The organism is Streptomyces sp. NPDC005820, from assembly GCF_040630255.1.
Lineage (GTDB): Bacteria > Actinomycetota > Actinomycetes > Streptomycetales > Streptomycetaceae > Streptomyces.
In genome coordinates this window covers 11,863-28,456 of sequence record NZ_JBEXXE010000080.1, presented here as the reverse complement: position 1 = coordinate 28,456, position 16,594 = coordinate 11,863, and the positions used below count along the sequence as shown (strand labels likewise).

The following is a 16,594-nucleotide window of genomic DNA, read 5'->3' as shown; positions in this document are numbered from 1 at the left end:
CCCGCACATGTCTGTGGCCGGGCCCCCGGGGGCCCGGCCACAGACATGTGCGGGGGTGTCACACGGAGAGCGCGAACCCGCCCGTCACCCGCAGGGTCTCACCCGTGACGAAGGACGCCTTCGAGGAGACCAGGTACAGCAGCGCCTCGACGACGTCCTGCTCTCTGCCCTCCCGCCGCAGGATCTGCTCCCCGAGGACGCGGTCGGCCTCGGCGGGGGAGAGCTGCGCCCGCACCGTGTCGGTGAGGATCAGGCCCGGCGCGATCGCGTTCACCCGGATGCCGTCGGCGGCGAACTCGCGCGCGAAGGACACCGTCAGACCTCGCACGGCGAGCTTCGACACGCCGTAGATGCTCCGGTTCGCGTACGCCGCCGACGACGAGATGTTGACGACGGACGCGCCGGGACGGCCCCGCATGGCCTCCCGGGCCGCGAGGGAGCAGATGACGGTCCCCATGACGTTGACGTCGAGCACGCGCCGTACCTTGGCCAGGCCCAGTTCGGTGAACGGCTTGTTGTACGCGGCGTGCAGACCGGCGTTGTTGACCAGGATGTCCAGTCCGCCGTGGCGTTCGACGATCTCGTCCACGACCGCGCCGACGGTGTCCTCGTCGGCCACGTCGCAGGCGACTCCGCTCGCACTCAGGCCCCTGGCGGCAAGTTCGGCCGCGGCCCCGGTCGCGGCGTCACCGTCGACGTCCGCGAGCACGACATGGGCGCCGAGGGCCGACAGGGCCTCCCCGAAGGCCTTGCCGAAGCCCCGCCCGCCGCCGGTGACGAGAGCCACCCGGCCCTGGTGTTCCGTGGTGTCCGGCATGGAGAACCTCACTTCGGGCCGAACCGCTGGCCGGCGTCGAGACGCAGGCACTGGCCGTTCAGCATCGGGTTGTCCACGACGGCGAGGACGAGCCTCGCGTACTCCTCGGGGCGGCCCAGCCGCCGGGGGAAGGCGGCGTCCTTCACCAGCGCGGCCCGGGTCTCGGCCGGGATCCGCTCCGTGGCGCCGGTCTCGAACAGGCTCGGCGCGACGGCGACGACCCGGATGCCGAGCGAGCCGAGGTCACGGGCCATCGTCAGGCTCATGCCGGCGATCGCCGCCTTGGCGGCCGAGTAGGCGACCTGGCCGATCTGCCCCTCGAAGGCGGCGATGGAGGAGGTGTTGACGATGACCCCCCGTTCGCCGTCGGGCTCCTCCGGCGCGTTGCGGCTCATGTGCGCGGCGGCCAGCCGGCTGACGTTGAAGGTGGCGACGGCGTTCAGGTCGAGCACCCGGCGGAAGGTCTCCAGGTCGTGCGGACCGTCCTTGCCGAGCGTGCGCCGTACGCTGCCGCCGCCCGCCGTGGTGACCGACACGTGCAGACCGCCGAGGGCGTCGACGGCTGCGCCCAGCGCGTCCTCCGTCGCCTCGAAGTCGGTCACGTCGACGGGGTGGAAGCTCCCGCCGAACGCGGCGGCGACCTCGGCTCCCGCCGACGCCGGACGGTCCAGTACGGCGACCTCGGCGCCGCGGGCCGCCAGCAGTTCGGCGGTCGCCCGCCCCATGCCGGAGGCGCCGCCGAACACCACGGCCTTCTTGCCCTTGATCTCCATCGGAAACCTTTCGGATCGTTCGTCAGGTCTGCGTGGGCACGGGCCGGGGAGACCGCCGCAGGAGGGCGCACAGCCGGTCGCGGTGCACGGCGGCATCGCCGTACAGCACGCTGTCCGCCCGGGCGCGCCGCAGGTGGAGGTGGAGGTCGTGCTCCCAGGTGAAGCCGATGCCGCCGTGCAGCTGGAGCGCCCGGGCCGCGACCTCGCCCGTCGCGGCCGTGACGTACGAGGCGGCGGCGCAGGCGGCCCGCCCGGCGTCCTCGGCGCCCGCGTCCGCGGCCATCGCCGCGTAGGCGGTGGCGGCCCGGGAGCCGTGCACCAGCAGCGCCATGTCGGCGCAGGCGTGCTTGACGGCCTGGAACGAGCCGATCGGCCGACCGAACTGCATGCGGGACGCGGTGTGTTCGACCGTGAGTTCCAGCATGCGCTCCAGCACGCCGAGCGCGTCGGCGCACCGCAGCACCGACGCCTCGTCGAGCAGCCGCTGGATCTCGGCGGGGCCGGCGGTCAGCCGGCGCTCGTGCGGGACGCGCACGCCGTCCAGGCGGACCTCGTGGAACGACCGGGTCAGGTCCAGGACCCGGTGTCGGCGGACGCCGACACCGGGAGCGTCGCGGTCGACGAGGAACGACGCCGGGGCCCCGTCGTGGCGCGCGGTGACGAGCAGCCAGCGGGCGCCGCCCGCGTCCTGCACCGCCGTCTTGACGCCGTCGAGGACGATCGCGTCCCCGTCGGTCCGGGCCGTGGCGCGGACACCGTCGAGGGACCACGGGGCGCGCGGTTCGGCGAAGGCCCAGGCGGCCCAGCCCGATCCGGCGGCGAGTGCGGGCAGCACCTCGGCCTGCAGCCCGGCCGGACCCGCCGTGGCGACCGCCCTGCCGACGACCGAGGTGAGCGCGAACGGACCCCGCGCGAGCGCCCGCCCGATCTCCTCGGCGACCAGCGCGAGTTCCACCAGGCCCTGGCCCGCCCCGCCGTACTCCTCGGGCAGGCCGAGCCCCGGCCAGCCGAGGCCGGCCGTCAGCCGCCACACCTCGGGATCGACATCCTCGTCGCGGTCCGCCCAGGCCCGTACGCGCTCGATCGGGGCCCGGTCCGACAGCAGGTCGCGAGAGGCCTCGCGGAGCATGTCCTGCTCTTCGCTGAGCTCGAAGTTCACTCAAGCAAGGTATCCTCTTTTATTTTCTCGGTCGAGATCTGGGCGCGATCTGGCGGCAATTCGGCACGGATCTGTCGGGTGGAGCCTCATTTAAGTACTCTGAATTCCATGGTTGATGCCGTTCTTCTCTCCGCGTGCCGTACCGCCATCGGAACCGCCCGCCGGGGCACCCTGCGGGACACCGACGCCTTCGAGCTCGCCACGGTCGTGGTCCGCGAGGCCGCGCGCCGCAGCGGACTGCCCGCCGTGACGATCGACGACGTCGTCCTCGGCGAATCCCTGGCTGGCGGCGGTGACATCGCCCGGTACGCCGCGCTCCTGGCCGGGCTGGCCCACGTCCCCGGCCTGGCCCACAACCGCCACTGCGCCTCCGGACTCGCGAGCGTGGCGACCGCCGCGGCGAGTGTGCGGGCCGGCATGGACCGGGTGGTGATCGCGGGCGGGACCCACTCGTCGTCCACGGCGCCGGTGGCCCGGCGGCGGATCCCCGGCACCGACGACTGGCAGGACCCCTGGATGGCGCCCACCCATGTCCCGGCACCCGAGGCGCCCAACGACGACATGGCGGTCCTCGTCGGCTGGAACACCGCCCGCCTGGCCGGTCTCACCCGCCGGGAGATGGACGCCTGGGCGCTGCGCTCCCACGAGCGGGCCGTACGGGCCGTCGACGAGGGGCGGTTCCGCGACGAGATCGTGCCCGTCGAGGTCACCGGCCGGGACGGAACGACCTCGGTCTTCGACACCGACGAGCATCCGCGCCGCGACACCGACGCGGACAGGCTGGCCGCGCTGAAGGTGCTGCACCCCGAGATCGAGGGCTTCTCCATCACGGCCGGCAACTCCAGCGGTGTCAACGACGGGGCGGCCGCGGTCGTCGTCGCCGGATCGGACGTGGCCGCCGAGCACGGCCTCACCCCCCTCGCGACCGTACGGTCCTGGGCGAGCGTGGGCGTCGACCCCGTCCGCACGGGCCTTGCGCCGGTCGCCGCGATCCGCAAGGCCCTGAGCCGGGCCGGCCTCGGCCTCGACGACGTCGACCTGTTCGAGGTCAACGAGGCCTTCGCCGCGGTGGCCGTCGCCACCACCCGGGAACTGGGCCTCGACCCGGAGCGGGTGAACCCCTTCGGCAGCGGGTGCAGCCTCGGCCACCCGATCGCCACCACCGGCACCCGGATGGTCGTGACCCTCGCGCACGAGCTCCGCCGGCGCGGCGGCGGGACCGCGGTCGCGGCGATGTGCGCGGGCGGCGGCATGGGCTCGGCGATGGTCCTGACGGTCTGAACGACGATGATCGAGGTGGGCACCGAGGGACTGGACTGCCGCTGGACGGACGGCGTCCTGTGGCTGACGCTCGCCCGGCCGCGGGCGCGCAACGCGATGACGATCGCGATGCGGCGCGGGCTGATCGAGGCCGTCCGGGCGGCCGACGCCGATCCCGAGACCCGGCTGGTCGTCCTCACGGGCGCCGACCCCGCCTTCTCGGCCGGCCTCGACCTCAAGGAGGCGCTGGGCGACGGCACGGGCTCCCCTCGCGGAGCGCGCACCGATCCCGCCGAGGTGGTACGGGCGTCCCGCACCCCGGTGCTCGGGGTCATCAACGGCCTCTGCTGCACCGGCGCACTGGAGCTGGCGTTGTCCTGCGCGTTCCTCATCGCCTCCGACCGCGCCCGGTTCGCCGACACCCACGCCCGCCGCCCTGGAGCGCCGGTCGCAGGGGTGGCCATACGGAGGTTCTCCACGACCGTCAGGGAGGGGAACACCCCGCGGCCCTCCGGGAGATGGACGAGCCCGGCGCGCCGGATCGCGTGGGGCGTCCGCCCGGTGAGGTCCCGGCCGTCGAGCACGACGCTTCCGGCGACGGGCGGCACGAGCCCCGACAGGGCGCGGGCCGGCGTGCTCTTGCCCGCGCCGTTCGGCCCGAGCACGGCGAGCGTGCTGTTCGGCGCCACGTCGAAGGTCACGTCCCGCAGCGCCTGGGCGGCTCCGTAGCGGACGGACAGACCACGGACGGCGAGCAGGGGGGAGGCGGTGGCGGCGACGGTGGCGGCGACGGTCATACGGACGTCCTCTCCTCGCCGTGCCCCGTTCCCAGGTACGCGGCGCGTACGGCGGGGTCCTCGCGCACCTCGGCCGGGGACCCCTTGCTGATCGTGACGCCGAAGTCGAGGACCTGCACGACGTGGCTCATTCCCAGCACGAGCTCGACGTCGTGCTCGACCAGGAGCAGCGACACCCCGTGGTCGGCCACCACGCGCAGGAGCGTCGCCGCCAACTCGTCGGTCTCGCGCACGTCGAGCCCCGAGGACGGCTCGTCCAGGAGCAGCACCCCGGGATCGACGGCGAGCGCCCGGGCGATCTCCAGCAGCCGGCTCGTGCCCAGGGGCAGTCCGGAGACCGGCCGGTGCGCCTGCCCGGTCAGCCGCAGCGCCGCGAGGAGCGCGTCGGCCCGCCGGTCCTCGTCGGCGGGCGCCCGCCGGAAGCCGCCCCCGGTGACGAGGTCGGTCCAGATCCGGTGGCGGGTGTGCCGCAGCCGGTCCGCCAGCACCACGTGCTCGCGGACCGTCAGCCCCGGGAACAGCTCCGGATGCTGGAACGTGCGCGCGAGACCCCGCCCGGCCCTCGCCTGCGCACTGGTCCGGGTGACGTCGTGACCGTTCATCAGGACCGACCCCGCGCTCGGCGCGAGCAGCCCGGAGAGTACGGCGAACAGCGTGCTCCTGCCGGCCCCGTTGGGGCCCACCAGCCCGACGACAGAGGCCGGCGGCACCGCCAGGTCGACCTCGCTCAGGGCGACGAGACCGCCGAAGCGGACGGTGACCCCCCTGGCCTCGATGCGCGGGGGTGTCGTACCGGAGGAGGCGACGGTCATACGAGCTCTCCCTGTGCGATCGACGGCTCCTCGGCGGGCTCCCGTCGTCCCTGCCGCCACCGGCCCAGGTCGCGCAGTTGCCGGGCGTGCATCGCGATGATCCCCTCCGGGTTGCGGGCGAGCATGACCGCGCCGAACCCGAACAGGATCACCGGGATCTCCGCCCAGCGGACCGGCAGATACGTCTGGAACACACTGGGCAGGACCGCGAACGTCACCCCCGCGACGAGCGCGCCGACGACCGGCCGCGCCCCCACGGTCACCAGGACCACCAGCCAGACCAGCCCGGTGAACGGGTTGAACGAGTCGGGCAGCGCCGACTGGTAGGCGAGGGCCAGCAGCCCGCCGCCCACCGCGGCGACGAAGGTGGCCACGGCGGAGACCAGCACCTTGACGGGCACGACGCCGAGTCCCAGGGTGCGGGAGCCGGTCTCGCTCCAGCGGACCGCCGTCACCGCCAGGCCCGCCGTCGAGCGTCGCAGATTGACGACGAACAGGCCGAGCACCGCGAACACCGCGAGCGCGAGCAGTGCGAAGGTCCGGTTGTCCAGGGCCCAGGCGGGGCGCGGCATGAAGATGCCCTGGCCCGCGTGGTAGAAGCGGTCCCGCAGGAAGACCAGGTTCTGTGCGAGGAGACCGAAGGTCAGGGTCACCAGGGCGACGTACAGGTTGCCCAGCCGGATCGTCAGCAGCCCGAGCGCCACACCGACCGGGACCACGCACAGCGCGCTCACCAGGATCCCCGGCGTGAAGGTGAGCGTCGAGTAGCGACGGGAGTAGCGGCGGGCGGCGGGCCGGACGGCAACCGGGACGTGGTGCCGCCCGGTCCGTCGTCCGATGTGCCGCTCAGCGCGCCGCCCAGCTGACGGTCTTCGTCTGCAGGTACTCGGCCAGCCCGAACTCGCCCCACTCCCGGCCCAGTCCGCTCTGCTTGTACCCCCCGAACGCGGCCCGCGGGTTCACCCCGGCGCTGCCGCCGTTGATCGTGACTCCGCCGGCCCGGATGCGGGACGCGATGTCGTACGCGGCCACGGTGTCGGCGCTCCAGACGGCGCCGGCGAGGCCGTACGGGCTGTCGTTCGCGATCCGCACCGCCTCCTCGTCCGTGCCGAACGGGATGACGACACCCACCGGTCCGAAGAACTCCGTGCGCGCGACGGTCATGCCGTTGTCGACGCCGGCGAACAGGGTGGGTTCCATGAAGTAGCCGCGGTCGAGGCCGGCCGGACGCCGGCCGCCGTGGACGAGCCGCGCCCCCTCCTCCTCGCCGACCCGGATCAGCTTCTCGACCTTGTCCCGCTGCGCCGCGCTGATCAGCGGGCCCATGGTGGTGGACGGGTCGGCCGGATCGCCGACCCTGATCCCGGCGAGGGCCGCGCCGAGGCGGGCGACCAGTTCGTCGTGGACGGACTCGTGCACCAGGGTGCGGGTCAGCAGGGAGCAGCCCTGTCCGGCGTGGGTGGTGATGCCCGCCAGCGCGGAGCGGACGGCGCCGTCGAGGTCGGCGTCGGCGCGGACGACGGTGGCCGACTTGCCGCCGAGTTCCAGGACGACCTTCTTCAGGGAGGCGGCGGCCTGGGCGTAGACCGTGCGCCCGACGGTGTCCGACCCGGTGAAGCTCACGAGGTCCACCATGGGGTGGGTGGTCAGTTCGCGGCCGGCCTCGACGTCCCCGGTGATGATGTTCAGCACGCCCGGCGGGAGTCCGGCGGCGTCGGCGAAGTCGCCGATCAGCAGGGATTCCAGGGGAGTGGCGGGCGCCGGTTTCAGCACGGCGGTGCAGCCCGCCGCGAGCGCCGGGATCACCTTCATCATGCTGAGGAAGAACGGGAAGTTGTAGGCCGAGATCAGGGCGCACACGCCGAACCCCTCGCGGCGCAGCACACCTTGGGAGATGCCGATGCCCGGCGCGATCGTCGGGTCCATCGGGCGTTCCCAGGCGAAGGCCGGCATCACCCGCTCGGCCATGTCGCGCAGATGCGTCACCGGTACCCGTGTCTGCAGGGTCTCGGCCAGCGGGCGCACCGAGCCGGCCTCGGCCATGTTCACGGCCACGAGCTCGGGCAGTCTGCGCTCCATCTCCTCGGCCATGCGCAGCAGGACGGCGGCCCGCTCGGCCGGCCTCATCCGTGGCCAGGGCCCCTCGTCGAAGGCGCGTCGGGCCGCCTCGACGGCCTGGCGAACGTCCGCCGGCGAGGAGTCCGGGACCTCCGCGATGGTCTCCTCCGTCGCCGGATTGCGGACCGGCAGCGGGGTGTCCGACCGGCCGTCGGTCCGGCGCCCGTCGATGTAGAGCTGCGAAGAGAACGAGTGCGCCGTCGTCATGTGCCGTCTCCTGATCTCTGCCAGTCACGTCAATTTGAGTGTACTGAATTGCGCCTGCCGAGGAAGAGCTCTTGCACTGTCAGCCGTGTGTCAGCGATCTGTCAGGCATTTTCCCTGGGATACACCGGTGATTCCGTATGCTGAATCATTGACTAGACCGATCGGTACAGCTAACTTCGGCACCATTCGGGGGGTGGGTTCTGCCACGAACGACGAGGTTCGAAAGAGGTACCGCCTGTGTTCAAGGAATTTGTGGTGTCCGGCGACTCGCACATCATCGAGCCGGTCGATCTCTTCAAGACGCGCCTGCCCAAACAGCTGCGCGAGCGGGCCCTGTGGGAAGAGGAGTTCACCCTCGACGAGCCGATCGTCGAGGGCGGTCACACCGAGTTCAAGAAGCTCCACACCATCGGGTACGACGGCTGGACGATCTCCAAGTACCGCCAGTTCGGCGGCGCGACCCCGGACGGCGAGCCCGACCACATCCTGCGGGACATGAACCTCGACGGCGTCGACGCCTCGGTGATGTTCCCCAACCTGTCGCTGTTCGTGCTGTTCACCGACGATCACGAGCTGTCGATGGCCCACGCGCGGGTCTGGAACGACTACATCGCCGAGCGGTTCCTCCAGCACAAGGACCGGCTGCGTCCGACGGCGGCGATCCCCGTGACGGACGTCCCCGAGGCCGTCGCCGAGGTCGAGCGGTGCGCGCGCATGGGCCTCGGCGCCATCCTGATCCCCGAGACCCCGCCGGTGCCGTACGCCGCACGGATGTACGACCCGCTGTGGGCCGCCGCCCAGTCCCACGGGATGCCGGTGTTCATCCATGTCGCCACCGGCGGGGTGAAGACCAAGGAACACACCTCGGAAACGGCCACCACCGTCCGCCAGATGATGATGGCCGTCAACATGGGCAAGGGCCAGCTGACCGACGACATGGTCTCGGGCCGGCTGCAGAACGCCGCCGCCGGGTTCGCGAGCCCGCAGCGCATCATCGCCGACCTCGTCGGCGGCGGTGTCTGTGAGCGGTACCCGAACCTGCACTTCAACCTGATCGAGTTCAGCGCGGGGTGGCTGGTCTCCTACATGGGCTTCATGGACAAGTCCTTCCGGACCGGCATCGGCCAGGACGCCGACTGGTGGCTCGGCTTCTGGGACGACAGCCGCTCGCCGAAGGACCAGCCCGCCATGGGCCGGCTGTTCACCATCAACGAGAAGTGGCCCTACCCGCTCAAGCCCAGCGAGTACATCCAGCGCCAGATCCACGTCCAGTTCGCGGACGACCCCACGGCGGTCAGGGCCCGCAACATCACCGGCGTCTCGACGATCATGTGGGGCAACGACTACCCCCACGCCGAGGGCACCTTCCGCAGCAGCGCCGACTGCATCGCGTACAACTTCGACGAGACGGTGTCCGACGAGGACCGCGCGGCCATCCTGGGCGGCACCCTCGCCGACGTCGTGCACTTCGACAAGAGCAAGAAGCTCGCCACCGTCCCGCAGGACGCCTGAGCCGGACATGAGCGCCGCCGGCCCGCGGAGCGTGACGGCTCCGCGGGCCGGCGGCGCGAGGGGCGGCGGTTCGGTCCGGCACGGCGCCGATCAGTCCGGCACGGCGCCGATCAGCTCCAGGGAGGCCAGCGCGTAGGCGGCCCGGCGCCGCCCGCTCACCAGGAAGCTCGGGGCCGCGAAGTAGCCGACGTCCCGGGGCAGTGACCCGGCCCGGCGGGCGAGGGCCTCCTTCGCGTCGGCGGTCGTCCCGCACACGGCGATCTCGCCGAGCATCTCGTCGGTGACCGCCCGCGCCATGCCGTCGGTGTCACCGGCCCGGAACGCCGCACGGAGCCGGTCGACGGGCTCCTGCCAGCCGTGGTGGGCGACGAACGGGTCGTACGTCTTGACGGTGAGGTAGAAGGCGATCATGCGCCGGGCGTCGGCGATCGCGCGCTCCGGGGCGGAGTCGTCCACGGCGGTGATGATCCAGCCGTGTTCGAGCGGACGTGCGGCAGCCCGGTCGCCCGTGACGCCGTCGCTCGTGACGCCGTCGCCCGTGCCGCGTTCGACCGCGGGCCGTACGACCTTGTTCCACCAGTCGCCGGTGAACAGCCCGTGCCCGATCACGCCGTCGGCGACGCGGCCCGCCGTGGCGGCCATGCGCGAGTTGAACGCGGCGAGCAGCACGGGGATGTCCAGCCGGCCGAGCACCGGCGCGCGGACGTCCGCGTCGAGCGTGTGGAACTCCCCGGCGTACCGGACCCTCTCGCCGTTCTCCGCGTGCAGCCAGGCCCGCACGGCGCCGACGGTCTCGGCGATCCGGTCCACGGGACGGTCGGCGGGCACGCCCAGCCAGTCGCGGTTGATCCGGAACGCCGCGCTGCCGAGGCCGAGGAACAGCCGGCCCGGCGCCCGTTCGTGCAGCTGGCGCAGGGCGGTGGCGTGCGCGTACGGGGTACGGGCGAACGCGTAGGCGATCGCGGGGCCCGCCAGGGCGTGCTCGGTGTTCGCCACGATGTCGGCCACGGTGAGGTAGGCGTCGTGGTCGGCGAACTCCCCCGCGCAGAAGGCGCCGACCCCGGCCTCCTCGGCCTGTCGAGCGACGTCCCGGCCGGGCCAGGGCATGCCGAACCGCATGAGAGCCTCCCGTCGGTTCACCGGGGCTGATCGCCCCGGCCGAGAACCCTAAAAAAGGACACTTATTTAGGGGGAGGGTAGGGGAGTGTCAGCGCAGTGTCCACTGCCCGCGGGGCACCGCCGAGCGATCGACCTCGGCCTTGCCGATCGGATTGCCGATCTGCGTGTACGACAGCCCGGTGCGCAGCGCCTGGGTGCGCGTGGCGTCGAGCGACTCCCAGATCGCCCGTACGGTGCCCTGGACGGCGGCGGGCGGTTTGGCGGCGATGACGCGCGCGATCTCCTCGGCCCGCTCCCACAGCCGCTCGCGCGGGAGCACCTCGCTGACCAGGCCGATCTGCAGGGCGCGCGCGGCCGACACGCGCTCGTCCAGACCGAGCAGGGCGATGCGCAGCGCCTCGCCGAGCGGGATGCGGCGGGCCAGGCCGATCGGCTCCAGGGCCGCGGTGAGCCCGTAGCTGACATGCGGGTCGAAGAAGGTGGCGTCCTGTGAGCAGATGAGGATGTCGGACTCGTTGAGCCAGTAGAAGGCGCCGCCGGCGGCCATCCCGTGCACGGCGCACACCAGGGGTTTCCACACCTGGTTCAGCTTCGGCGAGAGGTACTCCCCGGGGTCGGTCTGCGACCAGACGTTGGGGTGGCGCTCGATGCCCTCCTTCACGTCCATGCCGGTGCAGAAGGCCCGGTCACCGGCGCCGCGCAGCACGACGACACGGATGTCGTCGTCGGTTTTGACGGTGTGCCAGAGCGTGGCGAAGTCCTCCAGCATCTCCTGGTTGAACCCGTTCATGACCTCGGGTCGGTTGAGGGTGACCGTGGCGACGTGGTCGGTCACCTCGAACAGGACGGTCCTGAGTTCCATCCGACAGCTCCGTTCTCGACGCGATCGAGGAAAGTAGTATACTTTTCTCTGGTTACTCGGTGCCATGGAACGGCACCACGAGAGCCGCGGAGGACGCTGCGATGAGGCCACGCGTGGGGCAGATGCTCACCAGTACGGTCGACACGACGGCGGTGATCGTCGTGCGGTGCCCGGACGAGGAGCTGGAGATCACGTGCGGCGGGGCCGCCATGGTCGAGGGGAGCGGGCCGGGGACCGCCACCGGCACGGCCGACCCCCACCTGATGGGCGGATCGCTGCTCGGCAAGCGGTACGCGGACGAGGACCTCGGTCTGGAACTGCTCTGCACGAAGCCCGGGCCGGGCACCCTGGCGGTCGGCGGCGTCCCGCTGCCGACGAAGAGCGCCAAGCCGCTCCCGGCCTCCGACTGAGGGCCGGGGCGCCCCATGAACATTTCGATGCTGCTGGACATGGCCGCCGAGGGATTCGGCGACCGGGTCGTCATCGGGCGCACGGACGACGGGCTGACCGCCGGACGATTGCGCGAACTGGCCGCAGGCGGGGCGCACGCGGTGCGCGCGGCCGACGCCGACGCGATCGTGTACCTGGCGGTCAACGGCCCGGCTCTCCCGGTCGCGCTGTTCGCGGCCGCCCGCGCCGGAGTGCCCCTGGTACCGGTCAACTACCGGCTGGGCGACGCACAGCTCGGCGCCCTGCTGGCGAACCACCCGCGCGCCCTGGCCATCGCCGACCCGGAGCACGGCGAGGCGCTGCGTCGCGCCGGGCTCGAGGTCCGCGGCCCGGCCGCCTGGCTCGCCCTGGCCGCGCGCAACGCCGGCGCCCCGGCCGACGACGATCCCGGGCCCGGCGACTCCACCGCCGCCCTCATCTACACGAGCGGGACGACCTCCGCGCCCAAGGGCGTCGTCCTGCGCCACCGGAATCTCGTGTCCTACGTGCTGGGCACCGTGGAGTTCGCCGGGGCGGGCCCCGACCAGGCGGCCCTGGTGAGCGTCCCGCCGTACCACATCGCCGCCGTGTCCAACGTGCTGACGAACCTGTACGCGGGGCGCCGCGCCCTGACCCTGGAGCAGTTCACGCCGGACGGCTGGCTCGGGCTCGTCCGGGAGCAGCGGATCACCCACGCCATGGTGGTGCCGACGATGCTCGCCCGCGTCATGGACACGGACGGCCTCGACCGGTCGGCGCCCTCGCTGCGCGCCCTCGCCTACGGCGGGGCCCGGATGCCGGCGCGGGTCATCGAGACCGCGCTGCGCCGGTGGCCGCACGTGGACTTCGTCAACGCCTACGGGCTCACCGAGACCTCGTCCACGATCACCGTCCTGGGCCCCGAGGAGCACCGGACCGCCCTGGCGAGCGACGATCCCGCGGTGCGGGCCCGGCTCGGCTCGGCCGGGCTGCCGGTGCCGGGCGTCGAACTGGAGGTCCGCGACGCCTCAGGCGGGGCCGCGGCCCCCGGAGAGACCGGTCAGATCTGGGTGCGCGGCGAGCAGGTGTCGGGCGAGTACGCGGGAGCGGGCCCCGCGGTCGACGAGCGGGGCTTCTTCCACACCCGCGACCGGGGCCACGTCGACGCCGACGGCTACCTCCACATCGAGGGCCGGGCCGACGACACGATCATCCGCGGCGCCGAGAACATCGCGCCCGCCGAGATCGAGGACGTGCTGCTGAGCCACCCGGACGTGCTCGACGCGGTCGTCGTCGGAGTCCCGGACGAGGAGTGGGGCCAGCGCATCGAGGCGGTGGTCGTCCTGCGCGACGGCGGGGCGGTCGACGCGGACGCCCTGCGCGCACAGGTGCGCGGCACCCTGCGCGGCTCCAGGACACCGGACCGCATCACCCGGTGGCGTGAACTGCCCCGCACCCCGACCGGCAAGATCGTACGCCGCGACATCGTCGAGGCGCTGACCGCCGAGGGACAGGGAGCGAGGACATGAGCACAGTCGCCGACGGTGCCGCCCTGACAGCGGAACTGACCGAGCGCACGGCCGTGGCGGTGCGCGACTGGGCCCCCGGCGCCACGGTGGAGTCGGTCGAGCCGCTCACCGGCGGCACGTCGAGCCTCACCTACGTCGCCACACTGGCGGGGGTCCCCGCAGGACACGAACGCGTCGTCCTCAAGGTGGCCCCGCCCGGCCTGGAACCCGTCCGCAACCGGGACGTGCTGCGTCAGGCGCGGCTGATGCAGCTGCTGGCCCGGGTGCCCGGGGTACGGGTGCCGAAGGTGCTCTTCAGCGACCGGGGCGCGCCGACGGCCCGTCAGCCCTTCGTGGCGATGGAGCTGGTGCCCGGAGAGTGCGTGGAGCCGGTGCTCGTGCCCCGGGGCGCCGTTCCCGCCGCAAGGGTGCGCACCCGCGCCCTCGACGCGGCCCGGATGCTCGCCCGTCTGCACCGCGTGGACCCCAAGCGGACCGCCCTCGCCGTGGAGCCCGTCGTCACGCTCGGCGCCGAGATCGACCGCTGGACGCGGGCGTTCGCGACCGTTCCCGAGGATCTGCGGGCCGGCCACGAGGCGGTCGAGGCACGTCTGCGGGCCACCGTGCCCGCCGCGATGATGCCGGTGTTCACCCACGGCGACTACCGGCTCGGGAACATGCTGTGCGACGGGGACACGGTCGACGCGGTCATCGACTGGGAGATCTGGGCGCTCGGCGATCCCCGGGTCGACATCACCTGGCTGACCTTCTTCACGGACGAGGCCCGGCACCCGGCGTCTCCGTCGGACGAGCCGACCGGGATGCCCGACAAGGCCGAACTGATCGACGCCTACCAGGAGGAACGCGGTGAACCGCTGCGCGACATGGCCTGGTTCGAGGCGCTGACCAAGTACAAGGAGTCCGCCGCGACCGCTCTGCTGATCAAACGGGGCCGCAAGGCCGGCCGGTTGACTGACATGCACCGGCGGATGCGGCCCGCGCTGCCGGTGCTGTTGGAGGAGGCGAGGGAACTGCTGGGCCGGCGCGGCTAGTACAGGCCGCCGTCCACCCTGATCAGCGCCCCGGTCGTGTAACTGGACGCGTCGCTCGCCAGATACAGCGCCGTGCCGATGATCTCCTCCGGCCGCCCGGGCCGGCCCGCCGCGCTGCGCGTGGTGTGCCTCTTCTCCTCGGCCCACGCCTTCGAGACGTCCGTCAGGAACGGCCCCGCCGAGATCGTGTTGACGCGCACCCTCGGGCCGTACTCCAGCGCGAAGACGGTGGTCAGCGCGTTGAGCGCGGCCTTGGCGCCGGCGTACGGCCCGAACCTCGGCTGCGGGAACAGCGCTCCCGAGGACGAGACGTTGATGATCGAGCCGCCGTCGCCCTCGGCCATCCGGCGGCCGATCAGTGACGCCAGCCGGAAGGGGCCCTTGAAGTTGACCCCGATCACCTTGTCGAAGAGTTCCTCGGTGGTCTCGGCCGAGGAGGGGGCCAGCGGGGACATCCCGGCGTTGTTGACGAGGACGTCGACCTTCCCGAACTCCTCGTACGCGGCGTCGGCGAGCCGGCCGAGGTCCGCCCAGTGGCCGACGTGCGCGGCGAGCGGCAGCGCGCGCCGGCCGAGGGCGCGCACCTCGGCGGCGGCCGTCTCGCACGCGTCGAGCTTGCGGCTGGCGATCACCACGTCGGCGCCCGCCGTGGCGAACGCCCGCACCATCTCCAGGCCCAGGCCCCGGCTGCCGCCGGTGACGAGCGCCACCTTGCCGGACAGGTCGAACAGATCGGCCGGGGCGAGGGACTTGTCGTCGCGGCCGCCGGTCATGCGTCCACCCGGCCGGCGAGACTGTCGTCGTCGATGATGTGCGCGTACCGCTTGCGGGCCGCGTCCAGCTTCGGCGGGATGTGCTCGCTGGGGAACAGGCCCTCCGCCGGCCGGTGGTTCTTCAGTACCCGCTTGGCGATCGTCGTGCGGTGCACCTCCGTCGGGCCGTCGGCGAGCGCGAGGTTCGGCGCGGCCATCCACCACTTCGCGAGCGGCAGTTCGCCCGTGGTGCCGAGCGAGCCGTGCAGATGGACCGCCCGCTGGACGATGTCGTGCAGCACCTTGGCCGTCTGGACCTTGCACATGGCGATCTGGGTGCGGGCGGCGCCGTGCGGCTGGGTGTCGATGATCCAGGCGGTGTGCAGGACGAGCAGCCGGAACTGCTGCAGTTCCACCCAGGAGTCGGCGATGAACTGCTGCACCGCCTGCTTCTCGGCGAGCAGCGTGCCCTGGGTGCGGCGGGACAGCGCCCGCTCGCACATCATGTCGAAGGCGCGGGCGCACTTGCCGACCGTGCGCATCGCGTGATGCACCCGGCCGCCGCCGAGGCGGGCCTGGGCGACCTCGAAGCCCTCACCGGGGCTGCCGAGCATGGCGTCGAGCGGGACGCGGACCCGGTGGTAGCGGAGGTAGGCGTGGATGCCCTCGTCGAGGTTCTCGCGCTCGTCCATCGTGCCTACGTTGCGCTTGATCTCGACGCCCGGCGTCTCCGACGGCACGATGAACATCGACATGCGACGGTGCGGCGGCGCGTCCGGATCGGTGACGGCCATGACGATGAGGAAGGCCGCGTACCGGGCGTTGGAGGAGAACCACTTCTCCCCGTCGATCACCCACTCCTCGCCCTCGCGCCAGGCACGGCAGACGAACTCCTTGGGGTCGGCGCCCGCCTGCGGCTCGGTCATCGAGAAGGTGGAGACGATCTCCCCGTCCAGCAGCGGCCGCAGATAGCGGGCCTTCTGCTCGGCGGTGCCGAACATGGCCAGGATCTCGGCGTTCCCGGTGTCCGGGGCGGCGGTGCCGAACACCGTCGGGGCCCAATAGGAGCGGCCGAGGATCTCGTTGAGGAGCGCGAGCCTGACCTGGCCGTAGCCGGGGCCGTCCAGTTCGGGGCCGAGGTGGCAGGCCCACAGGCCCTGCGCCCGGACCTGCTCCTGCAGCGGCCGCAGGATCGCGCGGGCCTTCTCGTTGCCGGTGTCGTACGGGTCGCCGCCGTGCGGGAACAACAGGTCGAGCGGCTCGACCTCCTCGCGGACGAAGGCCGCCGTCCAGTCCAGTTTGGCCTGGTACTCAGGTTCGATCGTGAAATCCAGCATGGCGAAAACAGTATACTTTTTGCCTGCCTCGGTCCATACTCGGGGGCGTACTCGGCGCATTGGGTATGCGCAATAGCGATGGAGCCGCGGAGGAGTTGGTC

At 72.4% G+C, this 16,594-nt stretch carries 15 protein-coding genes and 2 pseudogenes; 6 read left to right on the top strand and 11 right to left on the bottom strand.

Annotated elements, in window-relative coordinates; translation table 11 throughout:
• Window positions 1–58 precede the first annotated feature (58 nt).
• The 3 genes from ABZ464_RS49620 to ABZ464_RS49610 are packed head-to-tail and all read right to left on the bottom strand — an operon-like array spanning window position 59 to window position 2,749.
• Window positions 59–817, bottom strand: a complete 759-nt coding sequence (locus ABZ464_RS49620; protein ID WP_359289140.1) for an SDR family oxidoreductase — start codon at window positions 815–817, stop codon at window positions 59–61.
• Window positions 818–825: 8 nt separating this feature from the next.
• Window positions 826–1,590 carry an SDR family NAD(P)-dependent oxidoreductase gene (locus ABZ464_RS49615; RefSeq protein WP_359289138.1) on the bottom strand — a complete coding sequence of 255 codons (765 nt, stop codon included), beginning with the start codon at window positions 1,588–1,590 and terminating at the stop codon, window positions 826–828.
• Between the two features lie 22 nt (window positions 1,591–1,612).
• On the bottom strand, window positions 1,613–2,749 hold the full coding sequence (locus tag ABZ464_RS49610) for an acyl-CoA dehydrogenase family protein (protein ID WP_359289136.1): 1,137 nt from the start codon (window positions 2,747–2,749) through the stop codon (window positions 1,613–1,615).
• A 108-nt stretch (window positions 2,750–2,857) separates the two neighbouring features.
• Between ABZ464_RS49610 and ABZ464_RS49605 the strand changes: the two genes are divergently transcribed.
• Window positions 2,858–4,030: a thiolase family protein gene (locus ABZ464_RS49605; RefSeq protein ID WP_359289134.1), complete on the top strand. Its 1,173-nt coding sequence runs from the start codon at window positions 2,858–2,860 to the stop codon at window positions 4,028–4,030.
• Between the two features lie 6 nt (window positions 4,031–4,036).
• Window positions 4,037–4,429, top strand: a pseudogene (locus ABZ464_RS49600) (enoyl-CoA hydratase-related protein); the annotation flags it as partial.
• Here ABZ464_RS49600 and ABZ464_RS49595 read toward each other — a convergent pair.
• From ABZ464_RS49595 to ABZ464_RS49580, 4 genes and pseudogenes are all read right to left on the bottom strand, one after another.
• Window positions 4,420–4,806: pseudogene (locus ABZ464_RS49595) on the bottom strand (ATP-binding cassette domain-containing protein); the annotation flags it as partial. The pseudogenes ABZ464_RS49600 and ABZ464_RS49595 sit on opposite strands and share 10 nt — an antisense overlap.
• Window positions 4,803–5,618, bottom strand: a complete 816-nt coding sequence (locus tag ABZ464_RS49590) for an ABC transporter ATP-binding protein (RefSeq protein WP_359289132.1) — start codon at window positions 5,616–5,618, stop codon at window positions 4,803–4,805. The pseudogene ABZ464_RS49595 and the gene ABZ464_RS49590, both read right to left, overlap by 4 nt.
• Window positions 5,615–6,358, bottom strand: coding sequence for a branched-chain amino acid ABC transporter permease (locus ABZ464_RS49585; protein WP_359289144.1), 744 nt, complete (start codon window positions 6,356–6,358; stop codon window positions 5,615–5,617). Before ABZ464_RS49585 ends, ABZ464_RS49590 begins: the two co-directional genes overlap by 4 nt.
• Before the next feature lie 106 nt (window positions 6,359–6,464).
• Window positions 6,465–7,943: an aldehyde dehydrogenase family protein gene (locus tag ABZ464_RS49580; RefSeq protein WP_359289130.1), complete on the bottom strand. Its 1,479-nt coding sequence runs from the start codon at window positions 7,941–7,943 to the stop codon at window positions 6,465–6,467.
• Window positions 7,944–8,198: 255 nt separating this feature from the next.
• Between ABZ464_RS49580 and ABZ464_RS49575 the strand changes: the two genes are divergently transcribed.
• On the top strand, window positions 8,199–9,455 hold the full coding sequence (locus tag ABZ464_RS49575) for an amidohydrolase family protein (RefSeq protein WP_359289128.1): 1,257 nt from the start codon (window positions 8,199–8,201) through the stop codon (window positions 9,453–9,455).
• Window positions 9,456–9,545: 90 nt separating this feature from the next.
• Here ABZ464_RS49575 and ABZ464_RS49570 read toward each other — a convergent pair whose 3' ends face one another.
• A complete protein-coding gene (locus ABZ464_RS49570) occupies window positions 9,546–10,574 on the bottom strand; it encodes an LLM class flavin-dependent oxidoreductase (RefSeq protein ID WP_359289126.1) in 1,029 nt (342 codons plus the stop codon).
• Window positions 10,575–10,662: 88 nt separating this feature from the next.
• The gene (locus ABZ464_RS49565; protein ID WP_359289124.1) at window positions 10,663–11,436 is read right to left on the bottom strand and encodes an enoyl-CoA hydratase/isomerase family protein; all 774 of its coding nucleotides are present in this window, start codon (window positions 11,434–11,436) and stop codon (window positions 10,663–10,665) included.
• Window positions 11,437–11,537: 101 nt separating this feature from the next.
• Between ABZ464_RS49565 and ABZ464_RS49560 the strand changes: the two genes are divergently transcribed.
• From ABZ464_RS49560 to ABZ464_RS49550, 3 genes are read left to right on the top strand one after another with little or no spacing between them, the layout of a single operon-like run.
• Window positions 11,538–11,846, top strand: coding sequence for a hypothetical protein (locus tag ABZ464_RS49560; RefSeq protein WP_359289122.1), 309 nt, complete (start codon window positions 11,538–11,540; stop codon window positions 11,844–11,846).
• Between the two features lie 15 nt (window positions 11,847–11,861).
• Window positions 11,862–13,373 carry a class I adenylate-forming enzyme family protein gene (locus ABZ464_RS49555; RefSeq protein ID WP_359289119.1) on the top strand — a complete coding sequence of 504 codons (1,512 nt, stop codon included), beginning with the start codon at window positions 11,862–11,864 and terminating at the stop codon, window positions 13,371–13,373.
• On the top strand, window positions 13,370–14,404 hold the full coding sequence (locus ABZ464_RS49550) for a phosphotransferase family protein (protein ID WP_359289116.1): 1,035 nt from the start codon (window positions 13,370–13,372) through the stop codon (window positions 14,402–14,404). The genes ABZ464_RS49555 and ABZ464_RS49550 overlap by 4 nt, the downstream gene beginning before the upstream one ends.
• Here the strand turns inward: ABZ464_RS49550 and ABZ464_RS49545 are convergent.
• A complete protein-coding gene (locus ABZ464_RS49545) occupies window positions 14,401–15,177 on the bottom strand; it encodes a glucose 1-dehydrogenase (protein ID WP_359289114.1) in 777 nt (258 codons plus the stop codon). The genes ABZ464_RS49550 and ABZ464_RS49545 overlap by 4 nt on opposite strands.
• Entirely contained in the window at window positions 15,174–16,493 is a 1,320-nt protein-coding gene (locus ABZ464_RS49540) for an acyl-CoA dehydrogenase family protein (protein ID WP_359289112.1), read from the bottom strand. The genes ABZ464_RS49545 and ABZ464_RS49540 overlap by 4 nt, the downstream gene beginning before the upstream one ends.
• Window positions 16,494–16,594 lie beyond the last annotated feature (101 nt).